Origin of the sequence: Vibrio sp. OPT24, from assembly GCF_015163545.1 — a bacterium.
GTDB lineage: Bacteria > Pseudomonadota > Gammaproteobacteria > Enterobacterales > Vibrionaceae > Vibrio > Vibrio cyclitrophicus.
Genome location: NZ_JADDYI010000044.1, coordinates 71,721 through 92,906, shown reverse-complemented (window position 1 = coordinate 92,906; position 21,186 = coordinate 71,721). Strand labels below are relative to the sequence as shown.

General features: G+C 43.0%; 19 protein-coding genes. 12 read left to right on the top strand and 7 right to left on the bottom strand.

Going from position 1 to position 21,186, the window contains the following annotated elements:
- Nucleotides 1-60: 60 nt before the first annotated feature.
- Nucleotides 61-1,722, bottom strand: a complete 1,662-nt coding sequence (gene hcp, locus IQO02_RS08985; protein ID WP_010428613.1) for a hydroxylamine reductase — start codon at nucleotides 1,720-1,722, stop codon at nucleotides 61-63.
- Nucleotides 1,723-1,996: 274 nt separating this feature from the next.
- On the opposite strand from hcp, the gene IQO02_RS08980 reads away from it, so the two are divergent.
- Nucleotides 1,997-2,227, top strand: a complete 231-nt coding sequence (locus tag IQO02_RS08980) for a hypothetical protein (protein ID WP_010428611.1) — start codon at nucleotides 1,997-1,999, stop codon at nucleotides 2,225-2,227.
- Between the two features lie 48 nt (nucleotides 2,228-2,275).
- Entirely contained in the window at nucleotides 2,276-3,439 is a 1,164-nt protein-coding gene (locus tag IQO02_RS08975; protein ID WP_016788884.1) for an alpha/beta hydrolase, read from the top strand.
- A gap of 92 nt (nucleotides 3,440-3,531) precedes the next feature.
- Here the strand turns inward: IQO02_RS08975 and IQO02_RS08970 are convergent, their stop codons facing one another.
- The 3 genes from IQO02_RS08970 to IQO02_RS08960 form a co-directional block, all read right to left on the bottom strand.
- Entirely contained in the window at nucleotides 3,532-4,146 is a 615-nt protein-coding gene (locus tag IQO02_RS08970) for a LysE family translocator (protein ID WP_010428606.1), read from the bottom strand.
- A gap of 86 nt (nucleotides 4,147-4,232) precedes the next feature.
- Complete coding sequence (locus IQO02_RS08965; protein WP_102282574.1) at nucleotides 4,233-5,180, bottom strand: LysR family transcriptional regulator; 948 nt, start codon at nucleotides 5,178-5,180, stop codon at nucleotides 4,233-4,235.
- A gap of 66 nt (nucleotides 5,181-5,246) precedes the next feature.
- On the bottom strand, nucleotides 5,247-5,708 hold the full coding sequence (locus IQO02_RS08960; RefSeq protein WP_029189134.1) for an Lrp/AsnC family transcriptional regulator: 462 nt from the start codon (nucleotides 5,706-5,708) through the stop codon (nucleotides 5,247-5,249).
- 244 nt (nucleotides 5,709-5,952) lie between these two features.
- On the opposite strand from IQO02_RS08960, the gene yjeH reads away from it, so the two are divergent.
- Nucleotides 5,953-7,218 carry an L-methionine/branched-chain amino acid transporter gene (yjeH, locus tag IQO02_RS08955; RefSeq protein WP_102282575.1) on the top strand — a complete coding sequence of 422 codons (1,266 nt, stop codon included), beginning with the start codon at nucleotides 5,953-5,955 and terminating at the stop codon, nucleotides 7,216-7,218.
- Between the two features lie 78 nt (nucleotides 7,219-7,296).
- Here yjeH and IQO02_RS08950 read toward each other — a convergent pair whose 3' ends face one another.
- Nucleotides 7,297-8,757 (bottom strand): PLP-dependent aminotransferase family protein, encoded by a 1,461-nt coding sequence (locus IQO02_RS08950; protein WP_016795857.1) that lies wholly within the window; start codon nucleotides 8,755-8,757, stop codon nucleotides 7,297-7,299.
- Between the two features lie 90 nt (nucleotides 8,758-8,847).
- On the opposite strand from IQO02_RS08950, the gene IQO02_RS08945 reads away from it, so the two are divergent.
- The gene (locus IQO02_RS08945) at nucleotides 8,848-9,507 is read left to right on the top strand and encodes a pyridoxamine 5'-phosphate oxidase family protein (RefSeq protein WP_016785079.1); all 660 of its coding nucleotides are present in this window, start codon (nucleotides 8,848-8,850) and stop codon (nucleotides 9,505-9,507) included.
- A 79-nt stretch (nucleotides 9,508-9,586) separates the two neighbouring features.
- On the top strand, nucleotides 9,587-10,510 hold the full coding sequence (locus IQO02_RS08940; RefSeq protein ID WP_016789417.1) for an urea transporter: 924 nt from the start codon (nucleotides 9,587-9,589) through the stop codon (nucleotides 10,508-10,510).
- A gap of 12 nt (nucleotides 10,511-10,522) precedes the next feature.
- Here IQO02_RS08940 and IQO02_RS08935 read toward each other — a convergent pair whose 3' ends face one another.
- Entirely contained in the window at nucleotides 10,523-11,530 is a 1,008-nt protein-coding gene (locus tag IQO02_RS08935) for an AraC family transcriptional regulator (RefSeq protein WP_010428587.1), read from the bottom strand.
- A 132-nt stretch (nucleotides 11,531-11,662) separates the two neighbouring features.
- Here IQO02_RS08935 and IQO02_RS08930 point away from each other — a divergent pair, with 132 nt between their 5' ends.
- The 6 genes from IQO02_RS08930 to IQO02_RS08905 all read left to right on the top strand — a co-directional run bounded on the left by IQO02_RS08930 (nucleotide 11,663) and on the right by IQO02_RS08905 (nucleotide 18,615).
- On the top strand, nucleotides 11,663-12,013 hold the full coding sequence (locus IQO02_RS08930) for an MFS transporter (RefSeq protein WP_016799643.1): 351 nt from the start codon (nucleotides 11,663-11,665) through the stop codon (nucleotides 12,011-12,013).
- Nucleotides 12,007-13,230, top strand: a complete 1,224-nt coding sequence (locus IQO02_RS08925; RefSeq protein WP_016788882.1) for an HlyD family secretion protein — start codon at nucleotides 12,007-12,009, stop codon at nucleotides 13,228-13,230. Before IQO02_RS08930 ends, IQO02_RS08925 begins: the two co-directional genes overlap by 7 nt.
- Nucleotides 13,231-13,975: 745 nt before the next feature.
- Complete coding sequence (gene codB / locus IQO02_RS08920) at nucleotides 13,976-15,214, top strand: cytosine permease (protein WP_032545041.1); 1,239 nt, start codon at nucleotides 13,976-13,978, stop codon at nucleotides 15,212-15,214.
- Nucleotides 15,215-15,223: 9 nt separating this feature from the next.
- On the top strand, nucleotides 15,224-16,501 hold the full coding sequence (locus IQO02_RS08915) for a cytosine deaminase (RefSeq protein ID WP_010428579.1): 1,278 nt from the start codon (nucleotides 15,224-15,226) through the stop codon (nucleotides 16,499-16,501).
- Nucleotides 16,502-16,864: 363 nt separating this feature from the next.
- A complete protein-coding gene (locus IQO02_RS08910) occupies nucleotides 16,865-17,077 on the top strand; it encodes a cold-shock protein (RefSeq protein WP_004730009.1) in 213 nt (70 codons plus the stop codon).
- Nucleotides 17,078-17,598: 521 nt separating this feature from the next.
- On the top strand, nucleotides 17,599-18,615 hold the full coding sequence (locus IQO02_RS08905; RefSeq protein ID WP_016799640.1) for a GGDEF domain-containing protein: 1,017 nt from the start codon (nucleotides 17,599-17,601) through the stop codon (nucleotides 18,613-18,615).
- Between the two features lie 185 nt (nucleotides 18,616-18,800).
- Here IQO02_RS08905 and IQO02_RS08900 read toward each other — a convergent pair whose 3' ends face one another.
- The gene (locus IQO02_RS08900) at nucleotides 18,801-19,397 is read right to left on the bottom strand and encodes a malate synthase (RefSeq protein WP_010428571.1); all 597 of its coding nucleotides are present in this window, start codon (nucleotides 19,395-19,397) and stop codon (nucleotides 18,801-18,803) included.
- A 169-nt stretch (nucleotides 19,398-19,566) separates the two neighbouring features.
- Here IQO02_RS08900 and IQO02_RS08895 point away from each other — a divergent pair, with 169 nt between their 5' ends.
- Complete coding sequence (locus IQO02_RS08895) at nucleotides 19,567-21,096, top strand: DUF3612 domain-containing protein (protein WP_081323859.1); 1,530 nt, start codon at nucleotides 19,567-19,569, stop codon at nucleotides 21,094-21,096.
- Nucleotides 21,097-21,186: the final 90 nt, after the last annotated feature.

Sequence of the window (21,186 nt, the reverse complement as noted above, 5' to 3'; positions counted from 1 at the left end):
ACCCCGCCGTTGTCTGTTTTAGAAAAACGTCACAACAACGGGGCTTTGAGTTGGCCTAAATTAAGCCGCTAAGATTGTTTTAAGATCTTGTTCTGGCGTTGAGATAGAACGCATATCGAACTCGTCTTGAATAATCTTTAGTAGATTTTCTGTTAGGAAAGCTGGCGCTGTTGGGCCCGTGTAAATACCTTTCACACCAAGAGCGAACAGAGTAAGCAGGATAACAATCGCTTTTTGCTCGAACCAAGATAAAACCAGCGTTAACGGAAGTTCGTTAATGCCACAATCAAACTCTTTAGACAGTGCTAGAGCAAGCTGAATAGCTGAGTAAGCATCGTTACATTGACCTACATCGAGCAGACGTGGGATACCGTTAATGTCACCGAATTGATTTTTGTTGAAGCGGAATTTACCACACGCAAGCGTTAAGATGACTGAATCTTCTGGCGCTTGAGCTGTGAAGTCTGTGTAGTAGCTACGTTCAGATTTGTCACCGTCACAACCACCGACTAGGAAGAAATGTTTGATGTTGCCTTCTTTCACTTGCTCAACAACCGCAGGTGCCGCTTCCATCAATGCGTTACGACCAAAACCGACAGTGATCATTTGCTCGATCTCGTCGTGTTTAAAACCTTCTTGCGCCAGTGCACAGTCGATTACTGCGCTGAAATCGTCGCCTTCAAGGTGTGCAACACCCGGCCAGCCTACGATGCTACGCGTAAACAGACGGTCTGCGTAAGAACCTACATCTGGGTTAAGTAGGCAGTTAGATGTCATTACGATGGCACCAGGGAAGTTCGCAAACTCTTTTTGCTGGTTCTGCCAAGCGCTGCCGTAGTTACCCGCAAGGTGTGGGTACTTGTTCAGTTCAGGGTAGCCGTGTGCAGGTAACATCTCACCGTTAGTGTAAACATTGATACCCTTGCCTTCCGTTTGTTGAAGGATCTTTTCTAGATCATGCAAGTCGTGGCCAGAAACAAGAATACAGTGACCTTTCTTAGTCTTCACGTTCACGGTTGTTGGTTGAGGGTGACCAAATGTATCTGTCTCACCTTTATCCAGCATTTCCATTACTTTGTAGTTCATCAAGCCAATCTGCATAGATGTATCTAGCAGTTGTTTTAGGTCAGATGGATCAGTACCTAAGAAAGCCATGATTTCGTGGTATTCAGCAAAAATAGCATTGTCAGTTTGACCAAGAACACGCGCGTGCTCCATGTATGCTGCCGCACCTTTTAGACCGTATAGGCAAAGAAGGCGAAGACCGATCACATCTTCATGTTGAGAGTCGTGACCACGGTTTACCGCAGCTTGAGGTGCAAGTGCCAATAGCTCTGAAGAATCTGTTGGAAGATCGAATTGCGCAGCAGCCGAAAGTGCTGGGATTTCAAAGCCGATCAATGTAGCAGCCGCACGTACCTGTTGCTCTAGACGCTGCTTAAACTCGTGAGATTGTTGTGCAAACTCGATAATACGCGCAGGGTCGAAGTTAACGTTAGTCAGTGTTGCGAAGAATGCTTTTGGCGCCCACTCATCAATTTCAGTATCAATAACATCGCAAGCGCGACCTAAATTTGCCCAAAAAGAAACACCTTGAAGAGAATGCACCAACACATCTTGAAGATCGGATACTTCAGACGTTTTTCCACACATACCTTGTGCGAAAGAACAGCCTTTTAAGGTTGGGGTTTGAATGGTTTGTTCACATTGAATACAGAACATATAGGGCTCCCAGTAATTTTTATTAGCTGTAAGTACTTTGCTTACAGTGACTTATTCCAAACCCTATAGAGCATCAAGCGTGCCAACTTTTAAGTGGCTGATTTTAAACAGCTAAAGCAAATCCCATATTTTTAGTGCGTGATTATGACTACATATAAACCCTCAATTCAAACACACCTGTGTCATAGTGACTCTATGAGATTAATTAACGATGTTCATGTTTCGTTCAGAATAGAAGCGATATAGTAACAACATAGAGAAAAGAGGAATGAATATGAAAAATATATTAGTTACGATTGTTGCGCTGTTTACTGGCCTATTGGCGTTATTCACTAGCTTGCTCCTTGCTATTCCTTTAGCTATTGCAGCTTTAATTACTGGCAAGCGCATTCAGAATCAAATGAAGAAACAAGGTTTCTCAGCTCATATGAACACTCGTCAGTCATCAACCAGTGATGCTGGTGTTATTGAAGGCGAATACGAAGACCTTTCAAACAAAAAATAGTCTAAGCTTTTGCTTCAAAATAAAACACGATAGAGACAACATTAAATAATGACCAGAAAGACCATTATTACGCTCATTGCCTTAACGACTTTAGGTCTCGTTGGTTGCTCCAGCGAGACCATTGAACCCGCTTACGAAACCTCCCCAAACTTGCCTGAATATCAACAAGATACTTTTGACGCATACATCAGTGACACTCAAGATTGGTTGCTGAGAAATCGCGTGTTCATGACCGAAAATAAGCAGTTAGAGATTCAACTTAATTCTCCGGCAGAATATCAACCCGTTTCTCCTAACGGGAAAGCCGTATTGTTAGTCCATGGATTAGGCGACTCACCCTACTCATTTAAAGACATCGCCACGCATCTAGCAGAACAAGGTTACCTTGTGAGAACGGTATTACTTCCCGGTCACGGCAGTCGTGTGGGCGACTTAATGCAACCAAGCTTGGAAGATTGGCAAGGTGTCGTAGCTCACCATACTCAGTTACTTGAGCAGGAATATGATTCTGTGTGGCTTGGCGGTTATTCAACAGGTGCAAATCTAGTGACTTCACAGGCGATGAACGACCCAAAGATCTCAGGGCTATTGCTATTCTCCCCTGCATTTCAACCAAGCTCATCAGCCGTGCAATACGCAGGTCTAGCAAGTTATTTTATTACTTGGGCTGACCAAGATCCTGAAGACAATATACTGCGCTATAACTCGCTGCCAATGAATGGCGCTTCGGTTTACTATGAAACATCAGAAGTGGTTCGCGAAGATCTACAAGATAAACACTTCGACAAACCTGTTTTTATTATGATGAGCGAAGGCGATAGTGTCATTGACACCAAATTTGTCCAGCAAGCGTTTAGTCGATCGATGCCAAACCCAAACAATGTGTTGATTTGGCTAGGGGAAGCGACACTCGAAGATCCTCGCGCTATTCAATACAGTATGAAGATTCCAGATCAGCGCATTTCTAATGGTTCTCACATGGGCTTACTGTTCTCACCCAACAACCCGTACTACGGAGTCAATGGTAGTAAGAGAATTTGTTCTAACGGACAAGCAGAAGGTTTTGAAGAGCAATGTATCGATAATAGTGAAGTTTGGTACTCAGCGTGGGGTTATATTGAGGATGGGAAAAACCATGCACGCCTAACCTACAACCCTTACTTTTCGGACTCAATGACGAAGCTTGATGCAGTGCTGAACTCGGAAGGCTAGTACATCCATTGATTTGAAAAGTAAAGGCTCACTGGACAACGTCTAGTGAGCCTTTTTAATAGAAACCTGTTATCGCGAGAAATGACTTACTTCTAAATCGTCCACACCACACGAACAGCCAACAAAATCAAAACTACACCAGACAGTCGATCGATCAATTGAGCTTTCGAGCGAATACGCTCAACAATCAATGGGCTAGACAACACCAATGTGATGAAGGTGTACCAAAGGCCATCAACAATCAACGGGGTTGAAACAATAATTACTTTATTAGTTAGCTCATTACCTAGTGCAACAAATTGGCTAAACAGAGCGATGAAGAACAGCGCGATCTTTGGGCTCAGAATAGAGATCAAGAAAGCCTCACGCGCAGATTGCATGTAGCTCATCTGCTCACCCGCTTCCAATTTCGCAGCTACGCCACCTTTCGAACGCAACGCATTCACACCAAGGTATAGCAGATACGCAGCGCCCGCTATACTGATACCTTTAAATAACATTGGTGATTGTTCAAGTAACACCGCCAAACCAACAATCGTTGCGAACGCATAAATACCAATGCCAGCGGCGTGTGACCAAGCAGCAACAAGCCCATTCATACGGCCACCAGCCAAACTATGCTTAGCGATCATCGCTAAGCTTGGGCCTGGAGACATCGCGCCCAATAAACAAATCGCCAATAAAGAAAACCAAATTGTTACTGTCATCATTCCATTCCTAGTAAAAACATACGCTCTGACTGAACGCCTTGTACTTGCTATTTACAATAATTCGCAGAAAGTATTCTTTGAAATCAAAGATCATCATCATAGTTATGATTTGAAATCATACTTATATTGTAACTCGATTTTTGCATAGCCTGGAATGCCTTCTCTCGTGCCCATTTGTGTGCAGAGTCGTTGTCATACTTAGGGTGCCACATCAGCCAATAGGTATGCATTTCAGTATCAAACGGCAAAGAAAAATAAGTAGTCTCTAGGTGTCGTCCTAAGTTATGAGCGATATGTTCAGGCACAATCATTAGATAATCATCTTGCATCAACACCGTGCCTGCCGACGAGAAAAACGGAACCTGTAAAGCAACTCTACGTTTAAGATTTTGTTTCTTTAATGCAATATCCGCGTAACTATCTTTGTCTCCGCCACCCGTCACTTTAATATGTGAGTAATTAACGATATCCTTCGCACTCAAGGCTAATTGCTGAGCGAGCGGATGAAACTTACGCATCAAACACACCGATTTATCTTCACCAAGCTTAATGCTCGATACTTGCTCTGGTTTTTTGGGAAACATGCTGGAAGCTAAATGAATACCCGACTCGTTTAGCGCTTCAAGATAATTGGGCTGCCATAAACGGTAAGCCAAATTAATATTTGGGGCTTCTGCAGAGACTTCAGAGACAATGACAGGAAGAATATACTGAGCAACATAATCGCTGGACGATAACACCAATTCACCCTGCCAGTCTTGTGGTTCAAAGGGTTTATCATCCAATAAATGGTCGAACTCACCCAACAAATCATCCAGTTTTCCCTTGAGAAGCAGAGCTCGATTGGTAGGAACCAGCTTGTTGCCATCACGAACAAGGAGAGGGTCACCACACAAGTCTCTAAGTTGAGCCAATTGGCGACTCACCGCCGATTGCGTTATGTGCAGGCGCTGAGCTGCACGGCTTACATGGCACTCTTCAAGGAGCACATGCAGCGAGCGCAGCAAGTTTAAATTTACATTACTTAGCAAAATTTAGGCTCCTAGCAAGATTGAAGCTCCTAACCATGTTGACGCTCTTAGCGCAGTCGATCACTCCTAACATGAACGGCCTAACGAATTCTGTTTGTTAAAAAACTCGGTCAAAACCGTATGCGTCATTAGGTGGCGAAGATCTGGGTAACTTTGCAATTGATCGCGGACTTGATTCAAGTGCTTCATGCTTTCCACTTCGATGTACAACATCATATCCGTCTCACCGCTGATCGAATGGCACCATTGAACCCCGTCAATACTCTGGATACGTTTCGCGTAAGACTCACAACTGTGGTTACTACTCGCTAGATCAAACTTCAATGTAATATAAGCGCACACATTCTTAGGTTGATCAGGTTCCGCTATCTGCGCGCAATACCCTGTAATCACCTTATCGTTTTCTAATTTCTTGATTCTAGCATTGACTGCAGAGCGAGAAAGGCTCACGTCTCTAGCAATATCGCTCACTGAGCATCGAGCATTAATTTTGAGGATATCTAAAATTTGCCGATCAAATTTATCCATGATTGCGATGACTTCCATTATTGTTCTATTTATAGGGACTAATTTGACACAGTTTTCCTCGATAGAACAGCCGACACTTTCACGTTGAATTGAATCAATACCGTTAAAATGACCGCCTCTTAAGACGTTTCGCTAGCTGCATTATTGATAGCGACAATGTATGCTTTCAATCACAATGCAGAATATGCACTCTGCACCTCAATTCTAACTGAAAACAACACCGCACCATCAGCAAGGACAGCGAATGACGCAACTCAAACAAGAGATCACCTTGATCTCAGGAATCGGACAACTCTCAACCACTTTGCTAGGTACTGGGTTATTTATGATTCCAGCCATCGCCGCAGGAATCGCAGGACAATTATCACTGTTAGCTTGGTTGATATTGTTTATCGCAATCTGTCCAATTGCGCTTACCTTTGCAGCGTTAGGGAAACGCTACCCGAATGCGGGTGGCACAGCTTATTTTGTCCGTCAGGCATTCAGCGAACGTTTAGAAACAAGTGTTGCATGGTTATTCGTAAGTGTCGTTCCTGTGGGTATACCTGCCGCCATTGCATTAGCCGGAGGTTTTGCTCAACAGCTATTACCTGCGCCACTCGATACGCCTCTTGGAGCGCAATTCATTACCGTTGCACTGCTTATTGTGGTTAACCTCATGGGCAGCAAGTCGTCTGGCCGACTGCAAACGATTATTGCACTTTCAATATTTGCTTTAGTCAGCGCTTTTGTCTGGAAAGCTGATATCGGGGCTACTGATGTTGTTATTCCTGCAATTACATCAGATTCAATATGGTCAATTGGTGCAGCGCTTGCGGTGATGTTTTGGTGTTTTGTTGGCATAGAAGCTTTTGCTCACATGGGTGAAGAGTTTAAAAACCCACAACGTGATTTTCCAATCGCGATCATCGCTGGGTGCTTTGTCGCGGGCATCGTCTATTGGGCTTGCTCGGTGGTCATCATCAAAGTGGGTGCTTACGGTTCGCCTGAGTTTGATGCGACTTCAATCCCATGGGTTACGGAACAACTGTTTGGTAATGGATTTAAAACGGTGATAAGCGTTCTAGGATTCTTCGCATGTTTTGCGAGCTTAAACCTTTATACTCAAAGCTTATCTAGAATGATCTGGGCTCAGGCACGCCAACACAGACCAGAAAGCCGAATGGCAAAACTTAACAGCCATGGCGTACCGCTTTACCCAACCCTAGCGATTGGCTTTATTGCGCTTATATCGTGCGTAATTGGTGAACTATCTGATTTGGATCTTGAATTCTTTCTCAAGCTTGCTAATGGTATTTTTGTTCTGGTTTATCTGCTCGCAATGTTAGCGGCTTGTCGCTTGTTAACTGGAACATCGAGATACACAGCTATGGTTGCTCTCGTTATTTGTACCTTGGTTTTTATCTGCTTAGGTTGGTCAATGCTCTACGCGGTTATCACCTTTATGACACTGTCACTTCCTTGGCGCAAGTGGCTAGGTAAACCAACGGTTTCTATCGACAAATTGTAAGGTAACGTTCGCAACCATTCTTGATAAAGCTTAGAAGCCGCCTATCAAATTCACAGCAATAATGTCAAAATCAGAGCACTATTGATAAAAAAGCCGAGCGATCTCTTTGATCTTCGGCTTCACATCATCTAACGAGATGTTGCCAAAACCCAATACCACCGCGCTCCAATCACGCCCAGCACTCGATCCATATTCGTAAAAATCAAACGGTCGAATCACAATATTTTCTTGCTCTGCTTTACGGCTCCACTCTTGCTCTGATATCCCATTTAACCATTTAACCATAACATGTAGCCCTGCCGCTTGACTGACCACCTCAAGATCACCATTAAATTCGCTATCAATGGCCTCGATCATCGCTTCATATTTGAGTTTGTATAAACGACGCATCTTTCTGATATGTCTTAATAAGTCACCTTCACGAACAAAATCAGCTAATGCTGCTTGCGTATGTGAGGCCGTGTCTCCACTGAGCGCGTCTTTAATCTCCAAACACTTAGTAACTAATTGTTCTGGTACCACCAAGTAACCTAAACGAAGGCCATTGAACATCACCTTACTCATCGAGCCAACATAAATGATTCGATCATCAAACCCCAGTTTCCCTGCCAAGCCTTGCATACTGGTATAAGGGCGATGAGCAAACTGAAACTCACTGTCGTAGTCGTCCTCAATGATCCAAGACTCATGTTTGTTGGCCCAATCGATAAGTTTTAAACGCTGATCTGTGTTGAGTGTTGTACCCATCGGGTATTGATTACTGGGGGTGACATACAAGGCCTTAGCATCGCTGGCGAGTATTTTTTCAATATCAAGGCCAACTTTTTCTCGGACACTCACACCATCCAATTCAAGCTTGAATAGATCAACAATTTTATGTACTTGTCGATAGCCAGGCTCTTCCATAAGAATCTTATCGCCCACCTCCAACGTCGCCATTAAACCTATTGAAATCGCTTGCTGCGCACCTGCCGTAATAATAATTCTATCGGCATGACAGCGAACTGAACGGCTACTTGCAAGGTAACCGCTCAACGCTTCTCTCAATGCCAAACTTCCCTGGACGTCTTGATTCCCCGCGATGCTCTGACGCTCAGAGTGGCGTTGTAACAGTCTTTGCCACTTAGTAAAAGGGAAAGCATTCAAGTCAGGAACTCCCGGTGCAAAACTTCGGTTGATATCATTGGGTGTCACTCGCGCGCTACTTGGCATATCAACCTCTGCACTCACATCATGTGAACTCTGAATACCGTTCGATTGAGAGAAACTCAAGAAATACTCTGGCTGCTCAACCGACACATAAAAGCCTGAACCTTTCTTGCTCTCGATATAGCCTTCTGTGACCAGCTGTTCATACGCGTAAATCACCGTATTTCGGCTCACAGACAACTCAATAGCCAATTTACGCGTTGAAGGTAACTTATAGCCTCTGCTCCATAAATTTTGAACGATCTTCTCTCTGATTGCATGAAACAAGGCGGTTTGACGAGTTTCATGTTGATCGTTTAACTGTAGGTCACCGACATCAATAGGCTGCATAACTGGATCCAAATAGTGTTTAAAAGTGGCTCTATTTAATAGACCAGTTAATCGATACATTGATCAAAAGGCAATGATTAAGGAGCGATTATGTTATCTAACACGAAAAGAACAACGATTAAGAAAGGGGCTCACAAGGCCGTATTTAACACAGAAAAACTGCATCAAATCATCGACGAGAGCTTAATCGCACATATCGCATTACAGGGTGATCAAGGTCCGATGATAATTCCGATGCTCGCATGGCGAGTAGATGACATGGTCTACATTCATGGCGCTAAAAACAGTCGATTATTAAAAGGCTTAAAAAAGGGAGAACCAACCTGCCTAACGTTCACTTTGTTTGATGGATGGGTGCTAGCACGCTCTGCATTTCATCACAGCGCGCATTATCGTTCTGCTGTTGTATTGGGGTCATTCTCAGTCATCGATGACAATCATGAAAAGGATCGCTTGTTGAATATCTTTATCGAGCAAATCGCACCGGGAAGAACCAGCGAAGTCAGGCTCAGTAATGAGAAAGAGCTCAAGGCGACCGAGTTATTGGCGATACCTTTAACGGAAGCATCCGTGAAGATTGGTAAACATGGTGTAAATGATGATAAAACTGATATGGATATTCCCGTCTGGGCGGGTGTGTTGCCTTATCGCACCGTTGTAGGGCCACTGGAAACGGTTCCCGAGCAGAAAGGCCTCATCGAAAAACCAGATTATCAAGCAGCCTATGGCGAACGTTGGTATCAAAATTAACACACCAATATGGTCAACGGAACGGAGTTATATACAATCTGACTTACAGAAAATTAACATGACTCAATAATGTAATCAGATGATGACGATGAATAAGGACACTCTCCCACTTAAAGGCTTGCTCAATGGTATTGGGCAAGTCTATTTCACACCGTCCGTCATGACGTCACTTCTGCTGTTGCTTGCTATTTCTATTGAATCACTGGCACTGGCTTGCCTAACCCTGCTTGGTGCAAGTTGCAGTTATGCATTGGTCTTTTATATATTTACCTTCAGCAACACAAACAAGTCAGCTGACAACATTAGTAGCGGCATGTACGCATTAAATGGCGCTTTAATTGGTTTGTTTATCGGTAACTTTTTTGGTGTCACACCATTATTGGTCCTAGTCACTGTGTTCGGCGCGTTGCTCACCGTTCCCATAGCCAACATTGTATTCAGCTTTAAGAAGTATCGCGCTTACACCAGCGCTTTTGTCCTCACATCTTGGCTAATTTATGTTATCCAATCGACCTTAGATCTATCGGCCTTTGCTACCCCCACCTCTGTATTCGTTCCAATAATCAGTATTGAGCAAGGTTCATGGTTTAATTTGTCAGCAGTGGTGATCCCGCTCTTAAAAGGGATCAGCCAAGTCAGCTTTATCGAAAATGCATTGTCGGGGCTAGTTATCTTAATCGCCATCGCACTTAACAACCTAAAACATGCTCTGTGGGTCGTTGCTTCGGTCGTTCTCAGCACAGCTTTTAGCCATATAATTGGCGCTTCTGGCGCGCTAATTGAACAAGGTCTTTATGGGTACAATGCCATTCTTTCGACTCTTGCGCTTGTGCTTTATACACGAATCCCATGGCCGTTAATCCTATTAGGCATTCTTTTGAGCAGCCTCATCACACTCGGTTTTCATGAATTGTCACTACTGCCGCTGACGGCTCCTTTTATCCTTAGTACTTGGGTTATCGTTTATTTAACCACTCACTTTCAAAAGCGAGTCAAAGGCTAATAAAAGTAATGATCAGCATTCACTATCAAAACGTTCAATATACTGCTTAGGTGTTAGTCCTCGGTGTTTTTTGAACATCCTATTAAAGCTCGCGACATTGGTATAACCTAATCTCGTTGCAACTTCTTCTATCGGCACTGAATACAACAACAGTTCCACGGCCACGTTGCTTAACGCGTATCCCATTATGGTAGAAAAGTTAACACCCAATTTGTGTAATCGTCGCTGGAACTGCTGTTCAGATAGACCGAGTAAACTGGAAACTTTATGTAAGGTAGGCAAACCAAAATGACGACTATAATTGATCATCTCATAAGTCACCTTATGTTCATCACCAGCATCCGGCATATTGAGATAATTGTCTAAGTCATGAAAATTCATCGCCAGATTCGTTTTACTGTTCGATGGTGATTGATTAATGGATAACCTAGACTCACTCCGTATCCAAACCTCTGTACGCGGCTGCCCCCATTGAACCGTGCAACCGAAATACTCATGGTAAAGATCAACGTTATCTCGATGGCCGGCAATTGATACCGCCACAGGTTTAAAATCATCCCCTAAATAACGGCGCAAAATCTTCATAATGAAAATTGCCACTCTTATTGAGTCGTGTACTTTGCCTGTTTCCGTGTAAGCGGGATTGTCGTAGCACCATTTAATCATGGTCCCGACTTGAGCACCGTATAAGAAAGCACCCGACTGTAAACAGTGCAGTCCGATGTTGACTCTACGAATCGTCGACGCAAGATCGTGACCAGAAAAAAACCAATTCGTTAACGGGCCTAATCTTTCAATATCGACACGATCGGCCAATTTCAATATGATATCCGGATCATTAGTTTGCTGTTCAAGCAAGTCATACCATTTATCAACTTCATTCACCGGAATGAGGTTCATCGAGTTACTAAATACCGACTTAGGAATACCTAAACGCTCCACATTAACCATGGGATTCGTCACTGCATGCTGATAAATACCCAAAATTCCTAACGCTCTTAAGAAGTTACAATGGTTCATTCGTCGCTGCCCCTAGAAGTTTAATGATAGATCAAATCATATAAACACTATTATCGAAATAATTGGTAAATTTACAACCTATAAATCCGACGTCCATCACACTCGGCGCATCATTTAGCTTAGGATTTATCAATGAGTTTATTAAGTGTCCCATTTGTCGGAACCGGTGCCGATACCGCATTGCACGTCGTAGCAGGCGTTGTATTAGTCGCAACTATCGCGGCTGCATGTTACGGATTCTGGCGTGTTCATGAATTACCAATCAATAAAGCTCACAGTAAAGAGCATCAACAACTCGGCTTAATCACCGCATTAACATGGATTGGTTTTATTTGGCATTGGGTATGGGTACTTGCCGTCATATTGGCCTTTGTTGATATGGAAAAAGCCATTATTAACCTGAGGGACACATGGAAAACGCCAGCTAAACCTGACGTTCAACCAGAACAAAACGATAAAAATGAGGAGAACCCAGTATGTTAGAAGGTTTAGCTATTTGGGCACTGTTCATTTATTTACTGAGACTAGTGGGCATGCCGTGGAACAAAGGCACTAAGGCGTTCGCTTATCTCGGTGGTACGTCATGGTTGATGTTCGTGTGGGTTGGATTGATCAACTACACTCCGATGGATCTGTCGGGTGGTTCAGTTGTTCAGTCTCCACATATTCAGTTACGTCCGGACTCAACAGCGGTAACAGGGAAAACGACTAAAGTTCACATCAGTCCAAACCAAGATGTCATGGAAGGGCAGCTTCTTTATGAGATTGATGACACTAAATATGTAATCGCAAGAGACAAAGCAAGTGTTCAACTTGAATCAACGGAAGTCGCTTTAGACACAGCTCATCAAGAAGTTAGTATTGCTAAAATCAGTTACCAATCAGCGCTTGAAGACATCAAGGCTTCGATTGCACAAATAGAATCAGCAAAAACAGACTTAGTACTGCAATCAAAAACGCTTGATCGTTACCAGAAGCAAAACAGTGTCGTAGAACATACGATTACTGAAACTGACATCGACCAACAAACGGCAAAGGTAGACTTAGCAACTCATAATGTCACAACCCTAGAGTCTCAGCTCAGTAAAAAAGAAGTCGATGCCGAAAATGCGAAACTAAACATCCACAAAGCAGAAACCAATGTGAGTAAAAAGCAAACTGAAGTCGATTCAGCAAAGGCTACGTTGGCACAAGCACAATGGGATCTGAACAGCACCAAGGTAACCGCTCCAACCGACGGCTTTGTGACAAACTTTATCCTTCGTGAAGGACAGCGAGTTTCAATGATGCCTCGTATCCAAATGTATACCGAAGAAAAGTATGTATTGATGCGAGTGAATCACCAAGCGATTCGTAACGTAAAGGTTGGCCAACCCGCAGAGTTTTCTACCGCCGTATACCCGGGGAAAATATTCTCTGCGACCGTAGAAGGTATTGTAGAAGCGACAGGCGAAGCACAAGCTAACTTACTAGGCCTCGATGAGCAAGTTCGTGTAACGACAGGTCGAAACCTTCAGAACAAGCATCACTTTGTCCGTCTAAAAATTGATGAAGCGGAAGGTTACGATATACCAGTAGGTTCTGTTGGACTAGCATGGGTAAGCGGTGAAAAGCCAATTAGCTTTATGGGTTTCCTAGATGTGATTCGTGGAATCATCATTCGAATGAAGTCTCAACTATACTTCTTTTACTCCATCTAACACGCCTCATTAGTCAAAAAAAGAAAGCCCGTACGTTCTCAGATATTACGGGCTTTCTGTTTTTTTAACTTTCAGTTTTTTCTATTTTTTCGGCTACAAATTCTATCTAATAAAGGTCTAAAAGAACTTAAAAATGCAGAAACCTCAGCGTCTCTACCGTTTACTCTTATTGGCGACCAAACGACCAACACTTGCAAATTGCAATTGCAAAATGCGATATCGAATTCCAAAAAAGCGAACAAAACGCTCAAATACGCACCAAATTGCTATAAAACAACCGTTTCATGCTGTTTTAAAAGTTGGCACACTACCTGCAATGTATATATTGACCCTTCTTAAGCCGAGGGTCACCTAGCCAACTGACGTTGTTAGTGAACCTTTCTTGTTCACAAAATATATAAGCCAATTGCGGTTATTGCGATTGGCTATTTTTTTGCCTGTCGTTTGATTAACCCCCCTCCTAAATATACAGACACCCATTCAAAATAATAATAACCAACATTAACATCCAACACCCGACATTAGACAAGTAATGCGTTATAGAAAACGTTTTCTATTTATTTATATGGCACAATAAAAAAAATAACCCCATGTTATATAAGATAATTAATTCGTTAACCTACTCAGATGTACAACTATTGACAAAAATAGCATTGACTATGTGATTTATACCACCATAATGCGCTCGTTTGCCTGCAATACGGCAACCGTTATTTTTAATTTTGATCAATTGCGGAGGTAAAAGATGGCTGCGGATAATAACTACAGTCTTGGGCCGGTTCCAGCATCGGCTAGGAAAGGAGTTGCTTCACTCACCATGGTAATGCTTGGACTCACTTTCTTCTCTGCAAGTATGTGGACAGGTGGTTCACTCGGGACAGGCCTCTCATTCAACGATTTTTTCCTCGCCGTTCTCATCGGTAACCTAATTCTTGGTATTTACACTTCTTTTCTTGGCTACATCGGCTCATCTACTGGCCTCTCTACTCACCTCCTAGCTCGTTTCTCTTTCGGTACAAAAGGCTCATGGCTTCCTTCTGCTCTACTTGGTGGTACACAAGTCGGTTGGTTTGGCGTAGGTGTAGCGATGTTCGCAATTCCAGTACAGAAAGCGACGGGCATTGATACCAACACTTTGATTATTGTGTCAGGCCTTTTGATGACAGGTACGGTGTACTTCGGTATTAAAGCGCTAATGGTGCTTTCAGCGATTGCTGTTCCAGCGATTGCAATTCTAGGTGGTTACTCAGTGTTGACTGCGGTAGACAGCGTTGGCGGACTAGAACAGCTACAACTGATTAAACCAGAAACTCCAATGGACTTCTCAATGGCCTTAGCAATGGTTGTAGGTTCATTTGTTAGTGCAGGTACGCTAACGGCCGATTTTGTTCGCTTTGGTAAAAAGCCAGTGAGCGCAGTATTAATCACAATGGTTGCATTCTTCATCGGTAACTCACTGATGTTTATCTTCGGTGCAGCCGGTGCAGCAGCAACAGGCCAATCAGACATTTCAGATGTAATGATCGCACAAGGGCTGCTGCTTCCAGCGATCATCGTGCTTGGCTTGAACATCTGGACAACCAATGAAAACGCTCTTTATGCATCTGGCCTTGGTTTATCTAACATCACTGGTCGCTCAAGTACTACAATGTCTATCATTAACGGCATCATCGGTACGATTTTCGCGCTTTGGTTGTACAACAACTTCGTAGGTTGGCTAACCTTCCTATCGTTGGCGATTCCACCAATTGGTGGCGTAATCATCGCCGACTTCTTTGCGAATCGTAAACGTTACAAAGATTTTGCAAATGCAGAGTTCCAAACCGTTAATTGGGCTGGCATTATCGCGGTAGCAACAGGCGTAGCCGCTGGTCATTTCCTTCCTGGCGTTGTTCCTTTGAACGCAGTGTTAGGTGGTGCAATCAGTTACCTCGTGCTTAATCCTCTATTGAACAAAAAAGCTCTGAAATCTCAGGCCGCTTAAGGACACACTATGACAACCTTATTAATCAAGAACGCGAAACTTCAAGACCAAGAGGGCTTGAAACAGATTCTGATTGAAAATGGTCAATTTTCTCGCATTCTCGATAATGACGCACAAATTAATCATCAAGGTGACATTCTTGATGCTGAAGGTGGCATTGCAGTTACACCGTTCTGTGAACCGCACATCCACCTAGATACCACTCAAACCGCTGGTGAGCCTAACTGGAACATCTCTGGCACTTTGTTTGAAGGTATTGAGCGTTGGGCTGAGCGCAAAGAACTGCTATCAATTGAAGACGTTAAATCTCGTGCGAAGCAAACACTGAAATGGCAGATCGCTAACGGTGTTCAACACGTGCGTACTCACGTTGACGTATCTGACCCAACGTTAGTTGCGTTAAGAGCGATGGTTGAAGTTCGTGAAGAGATGAAAGAGTGGGTCGACATTCAGATCGTTGCATTCCCTCAGGAAGGCATTCTTTCATACCCTAACGGCAAAGAGTTGCTTGAAGAAGCAGTGAAGATCGGCGCTGACGTTATTGGCGCTATCCCTCACTTCGAATTCACTCGTGAATACGGTGTTGAATCTCTGCATTACGTGTTCGAGCTTGCACGCAAGTACGACTGTCTGATCGACGTTCACTGTGACGAAATCGACGACGAACAATCTCGTTTTGTTGAAACACTGGCAGCCCTTGCTCATAAATTTGAGATGGGTGAAAAGGTAACAGCAAGCCACACAACGGCGATGGGTTCTTACAACGGTGCTTACGCGTCTCGTCTGTTCCGTCTATTGAAGATGTCTGGTATCAATTTCGTAGCAAACCCGTTAGTGAACATTCACTTACAAGGCCGTTTCGACGATTACCCAAAACGCCGTGGCGTGACTCGTGTGAAAGAGATGCTAGCAGCAAACATCAACGTTTGTTTTGGCCACGATGATGTGTTTGACCCATGGTACCCGCTTGGCACAGCAAATATGCTTCAAGTTTTGCATATGGGGCTGCACGTAACACAAGTTATGGGCTATGACCAAATCAATACCTCACTTGATTTGATCAGCAAGAACTCAGCTCGTACTCTAAACATTCAAAACAACTACGGTATTGAACAAGGTAAACCAGGTAGCCTTCTGATCTTGCCTGCTGACAATGGCTTTGATGCTGTTCGTCGCCAAGTACCAGTTCAATACTCAGTTCGACACGGCAAGGTAATTGCTGAAACGCAACCTGCAAAAACAAAAATTAACTTAGATCAAATCGAAGATATCAACTTCAAACGTTAAGATCGTCTATACTAATGATGAAAAGGAAGCTACAGGCTTCCTTTTTACTTTGTCACTGCAGCAAAACCCTATAAAACTATCAGCTATTGAGGGTAGTTTATGTCGGTTGGCACAACATGACAAAAAAACTCGATGATTTATCAATCAATGAGTGTACAATCGGAAAGACTGTGTTAACATGCACTCGCTCTGTTAGCCGGAGTTATTTAAGTTAGATGAATAGTAAAAAATGACATGTAAAATCGTTACCCGTTTTTGTAAGTAGTTTTTCCTTATTTCTTAGCAATATTAAATAATTCAATTATCAGCGCATTGCAGTAATGCAATCAACAATTTAGAAAATTTATGAATAAGGGACAAATTATGTCTAACACAAATACTGGCACTGTAAAATGGTTTAACGAAGAGAAAGGTTTCGGTTTCATTTCTCAAGACAACGGCGGTGCTGACGTATTCGTACACTTCCGTGCAATCGCTTCAGAAGGCTTCAAAACTCTGAAAGAAGGCCAAAAGGTTTCTTTCGAAGTTGAAAACGGTCAAAAAGGCCTACAAGCAGCAAACGTTGTTGCTCAATAATTAGCTTTTAGCTAAAAAGAATTTTAAAGCGCTGATTTTTATCGGCGCTTTTTTATGTCTGCTTATAAATCTCCCCTATCTTTGTCCTTCCTTCGATGTAAGTTTAAATCGGTATATACCTAACGAGTCAAACTTCATCAATCAAAATTTCTAGCGATGTTATCGAGTGTTTTAACAAGCTAGGATGACCCATTATTTAGTTTGATTAGTATTAGGCGTCTACTATTCGGACATAGCTTCTAAACGTCACTTAGTGAGAATCATTGAAGTATTACAACACTCATATTCACTTGTAATTTTATAAAAACCCAATCTTCGTTCAAAAAAATCAACCCAAAATATGTTTAAAGAACAATCCATTACCTGCCATTAATCAATGCGCAATCGATATTCATAATAAAAATAAGTAATTTATCCAACCCTCATCCATTAATCATATAATTTTTGAAGCAAAGACCTTCGAAATCCGCTAATCTTGTCCGAAAGTGGCTTGAGTTAGTTTGGTATCTGCAGTAAAAATAATGAAAAAAGACGAATTTCAGAAATCCACCGCTAATCTAAAAAAAGCGGTACCTCTTATGATGAAGAACAGAGTGTCCACCACACCTGCAAATTATGCACTTTGGTACACCTATGTCGATAATGCTATCCCGCAGCTGACTCAAGACATGGATGGTATTTTGGAAAGCTACGGCATTTGCCCACCAGCTATTGGTGAGCAACTTTACAACAATTATGTTGCTAGCAAATCCGAAACCAACATCAACGATCTTCGCGCAAACTTAGAATTGTTGGTTTCTGAAGTCTCGAACTCGATGAACGATACGCTCACTGACACCTCCGCTTTCTCCGATATGATCGATAAAAGCTTCGAGGATCTAGCTCGTGTTGACAATGATAGTTTGTCTATCGATGAAGTCATGTCTTTGGTTCGCCAACTTGTTTCAGAATCTCGGAATATCCGTCACTCGACCCAATTTCTCAATTCTCAGTTGAATTCTGCAACGTTAGAGATCACCAAGCTGAAGACCCAATTGGTAGAAGTACAGAAAGATGCGCTTTTTGACAGCACAACGACGCTCTATAATCGTCGGTCTTTCGACCGTGATATAGAAACCTTGTGTGAAGCGAAACAATCTCTGTGTTTAATTCTGCTCGACATCGATCATTTTAAAAACTTCAATGACACGTATGGCCACTTGTTTGGTGACATGGTTCTTAAAGGAATTGCTCGTAAATTGAAATTAAGTTGCCGAGAAGGTATTTCAGCATACCGATTTGGTGGTGAAGAGTTCGCTCTTATCGTTCCAAACAAATCACTACGCATAGCTCGCCAACTTGCTGATACCAACCGACGTTCTCTAGAAAAGCTGTCGATTAAAGATCGCCGTAGTGGAAAACAGGTTGGTAATATTACCGCTTCGTTTGGTGTTGCTGAACTTGAACCAGGCGAATCAGCCCAGTCATTAGTTGAACGCGCGGATAAATTACTTTATGAAGCGAAATCACTTGGCCGTAACCGAGTCATGCCTCTTTAAGGTTATCACTAGTAAATCTCAACTAGAGCCAGTGAAGCATTAATCAATATACGTTGAGAAGAGCATCAAAAAGCCCCAAAGACTAACTACTGCGTTAATCTTTGGGGCTTTTCTCGTTAGTAGACGTATCGATTGATTATCTACTGGCTTTAACTTTATAGTTATCTCAACCCTATTTCATGTAACTAGATTTGGTAACAATAATTTAGACAGTAATCTTCACCACTTTTTGCTCTGAACTCTTTGTCTTCACTGCATGCCTTTGGTTTACCCTTCGCATCACCTTGAATCAAACTTATCCAGTGGCGCATTGCTGCGATAGTCTCTTCACGCATTGTGGTCGTAGCTTCCATTGGCGACTGGCCAAAGGTTGTGCAAGACTCAAGTTGAATATCATTAATCTCAACCAGTTCAATACAACCCGTTCCTTTATGGCAACCAATCATCACCTCTAAGTGGCTTCCGCTACTATCGCGGAACAAGATAGAGTCTGGGTCATTCTTCTCACCCATGTACGCTACAAACTGTTTAGGGTGCTTTAAGCCACTGTGCTGGCCATCTTTAAAGTAAGCCATGATATGGCGGTAATCGACTACGTAGCTAGTCACATCTTGATGTGAGCCGTTCTCTAACGGAAAAAGTCTATCAAGCAGTTGCTTCGCTTTCACTTGCTTCTCAGTTTGCTGGTTGGCACTGATTGTCTCCACGGCAAAGACAGCTTCAGCGATAAATGGCTTTGATTGTTTTTGGATTTCTGTTTTATCGAATGTCAGCATATTCATAGTCTTTCCCTCTTGACCAGTCCGGTGGTAACCACCGATTTCTACAGCAAAAATGTGTCCTAGAGCAATTATTCCAAACTAACGTTTAATTTATTTGTCATTTTGTGAATTGCTTAGTTTGTAGATTAGCGCTTTTTTACATACAATTTCACAACAAAAATTTTACAATGTGAATTTTACAAATATGGCCTTGTCAAAAAGTTTAGTTCGTAAGTCACACTTCCTGGGTACGAAAATACGAAACCTAAGAAAACGTAACCATTTAACGATGGAAGATCTGTCTGCGCGTTGTATTAGAATCAACCCAGAATACGCACCTTCCGTTTCTTACCTCTCAATGATTGAACGTGGAAAGCGGGTTCCAAGCATTGATATGCTGGAGGTGGTAGCACAGGTCTTTCAGAAGAACCCAACCTGGTTCCTCGACGATGAATCTGAACAACAAGCCATTGCCCCTGATAAAGGGAATCGTGGTGGGATAAGTGGCATGGCACTTGAGCCTAGTTTCCTTTTCTCCAACGACATCCTACAAATTGCTATTCCTGAAATGCTGTCACAAACGGGAATCTCGGGCCGTCAGTTTGCGCATCTCTTGATTAGGGCACACCAAGAGAGCAACCAGAACCACTTCCCCGACCTTGAGCGCGCCGCAGAGGAAGTGGGCTTAAAACGCCTTAACCTCAGCGTAGAAGACCTTATAGACATCGCTAGAAACCTAGGAATCAACATCCGCTGGGTAACTCGTACACCACAAGACGTTGTTGATGAGCTAGGGATTAATGCCAAGCAGTTAGTCACCTCGTTTTTTGAGCCTCCCGGTACGATCTTCTTGAACGAGATTCTTAAAGAGTACCCTACCCGTCTGAAATACGACCTCTCGGTTTATATCGGCCATTGCATTCTGCACAGCAAAGAAGGCCTAAAGAGTGTGTTGTCGGTCGGTAACAACAACACATGGGACGACAACCAGGTATCAGGATCTTCACAGCTCAACTCTCAAGATATTCTACAAGCATGGCGAGATTTTGAATCCAGCTTCTTTGCTGGGGCATTGTTGTGCCCAAAAGTCCCGTTTAGGCAGTTACTCGACCGTACTGGTTACGAAATCGACGTTCACAAAAGAGCAGGGGTTTCCCCCTCTGTTGCGATGCGTCGAATGACGGTAGTATCGCCCTACCCTCACTGGCACTACTTTGATGCTTATGGGCCGGGGAAACTCAAGGCAGTTTACCGCGGGAACGGGATTCCGCTACCTTGGGGAAATATGAGAACGGTGGCTGATCCATGTCAACATTGGGCTGTATTCCGTCGATTATCAGAACCTCGAGCGGGAAGCTCGGCTCAAATCTCCATTTTGAATGTGGGCGATGAGCCAAGGATCTACTGCTGTGAATCTATCAATATGACGGATCCTGCCGGCAACAATCGCGTGTTATGTGCTGGTATAGATCTCAACCCTGCGATTGATGCTCAAGGCGGTAATTCAAGAGACATAGCAGAGCAACTTAAAGCGTCATGCGTTAATAACGGCGGTTCTGTGGTTATCCCACGTAACATCAAGAAAGATCTCACGACAATAGCCAAGATTCTAAATATAAATTGGATTGAACGTGGGATAGAGACAGAGGCGAGGCTTATCTGCTCAAGAGGAGGAGAATGCCCGCGCCAACCAAGCTGTTACTCGAAGTGCGGGGAGTAAAAAGTAATAACAAAAAATGGGACCTAAAATTCAGGCAAAAAAAAACCAATCACAAAAGGGTGATTGGTCATATATTTTGTGTGAACAATA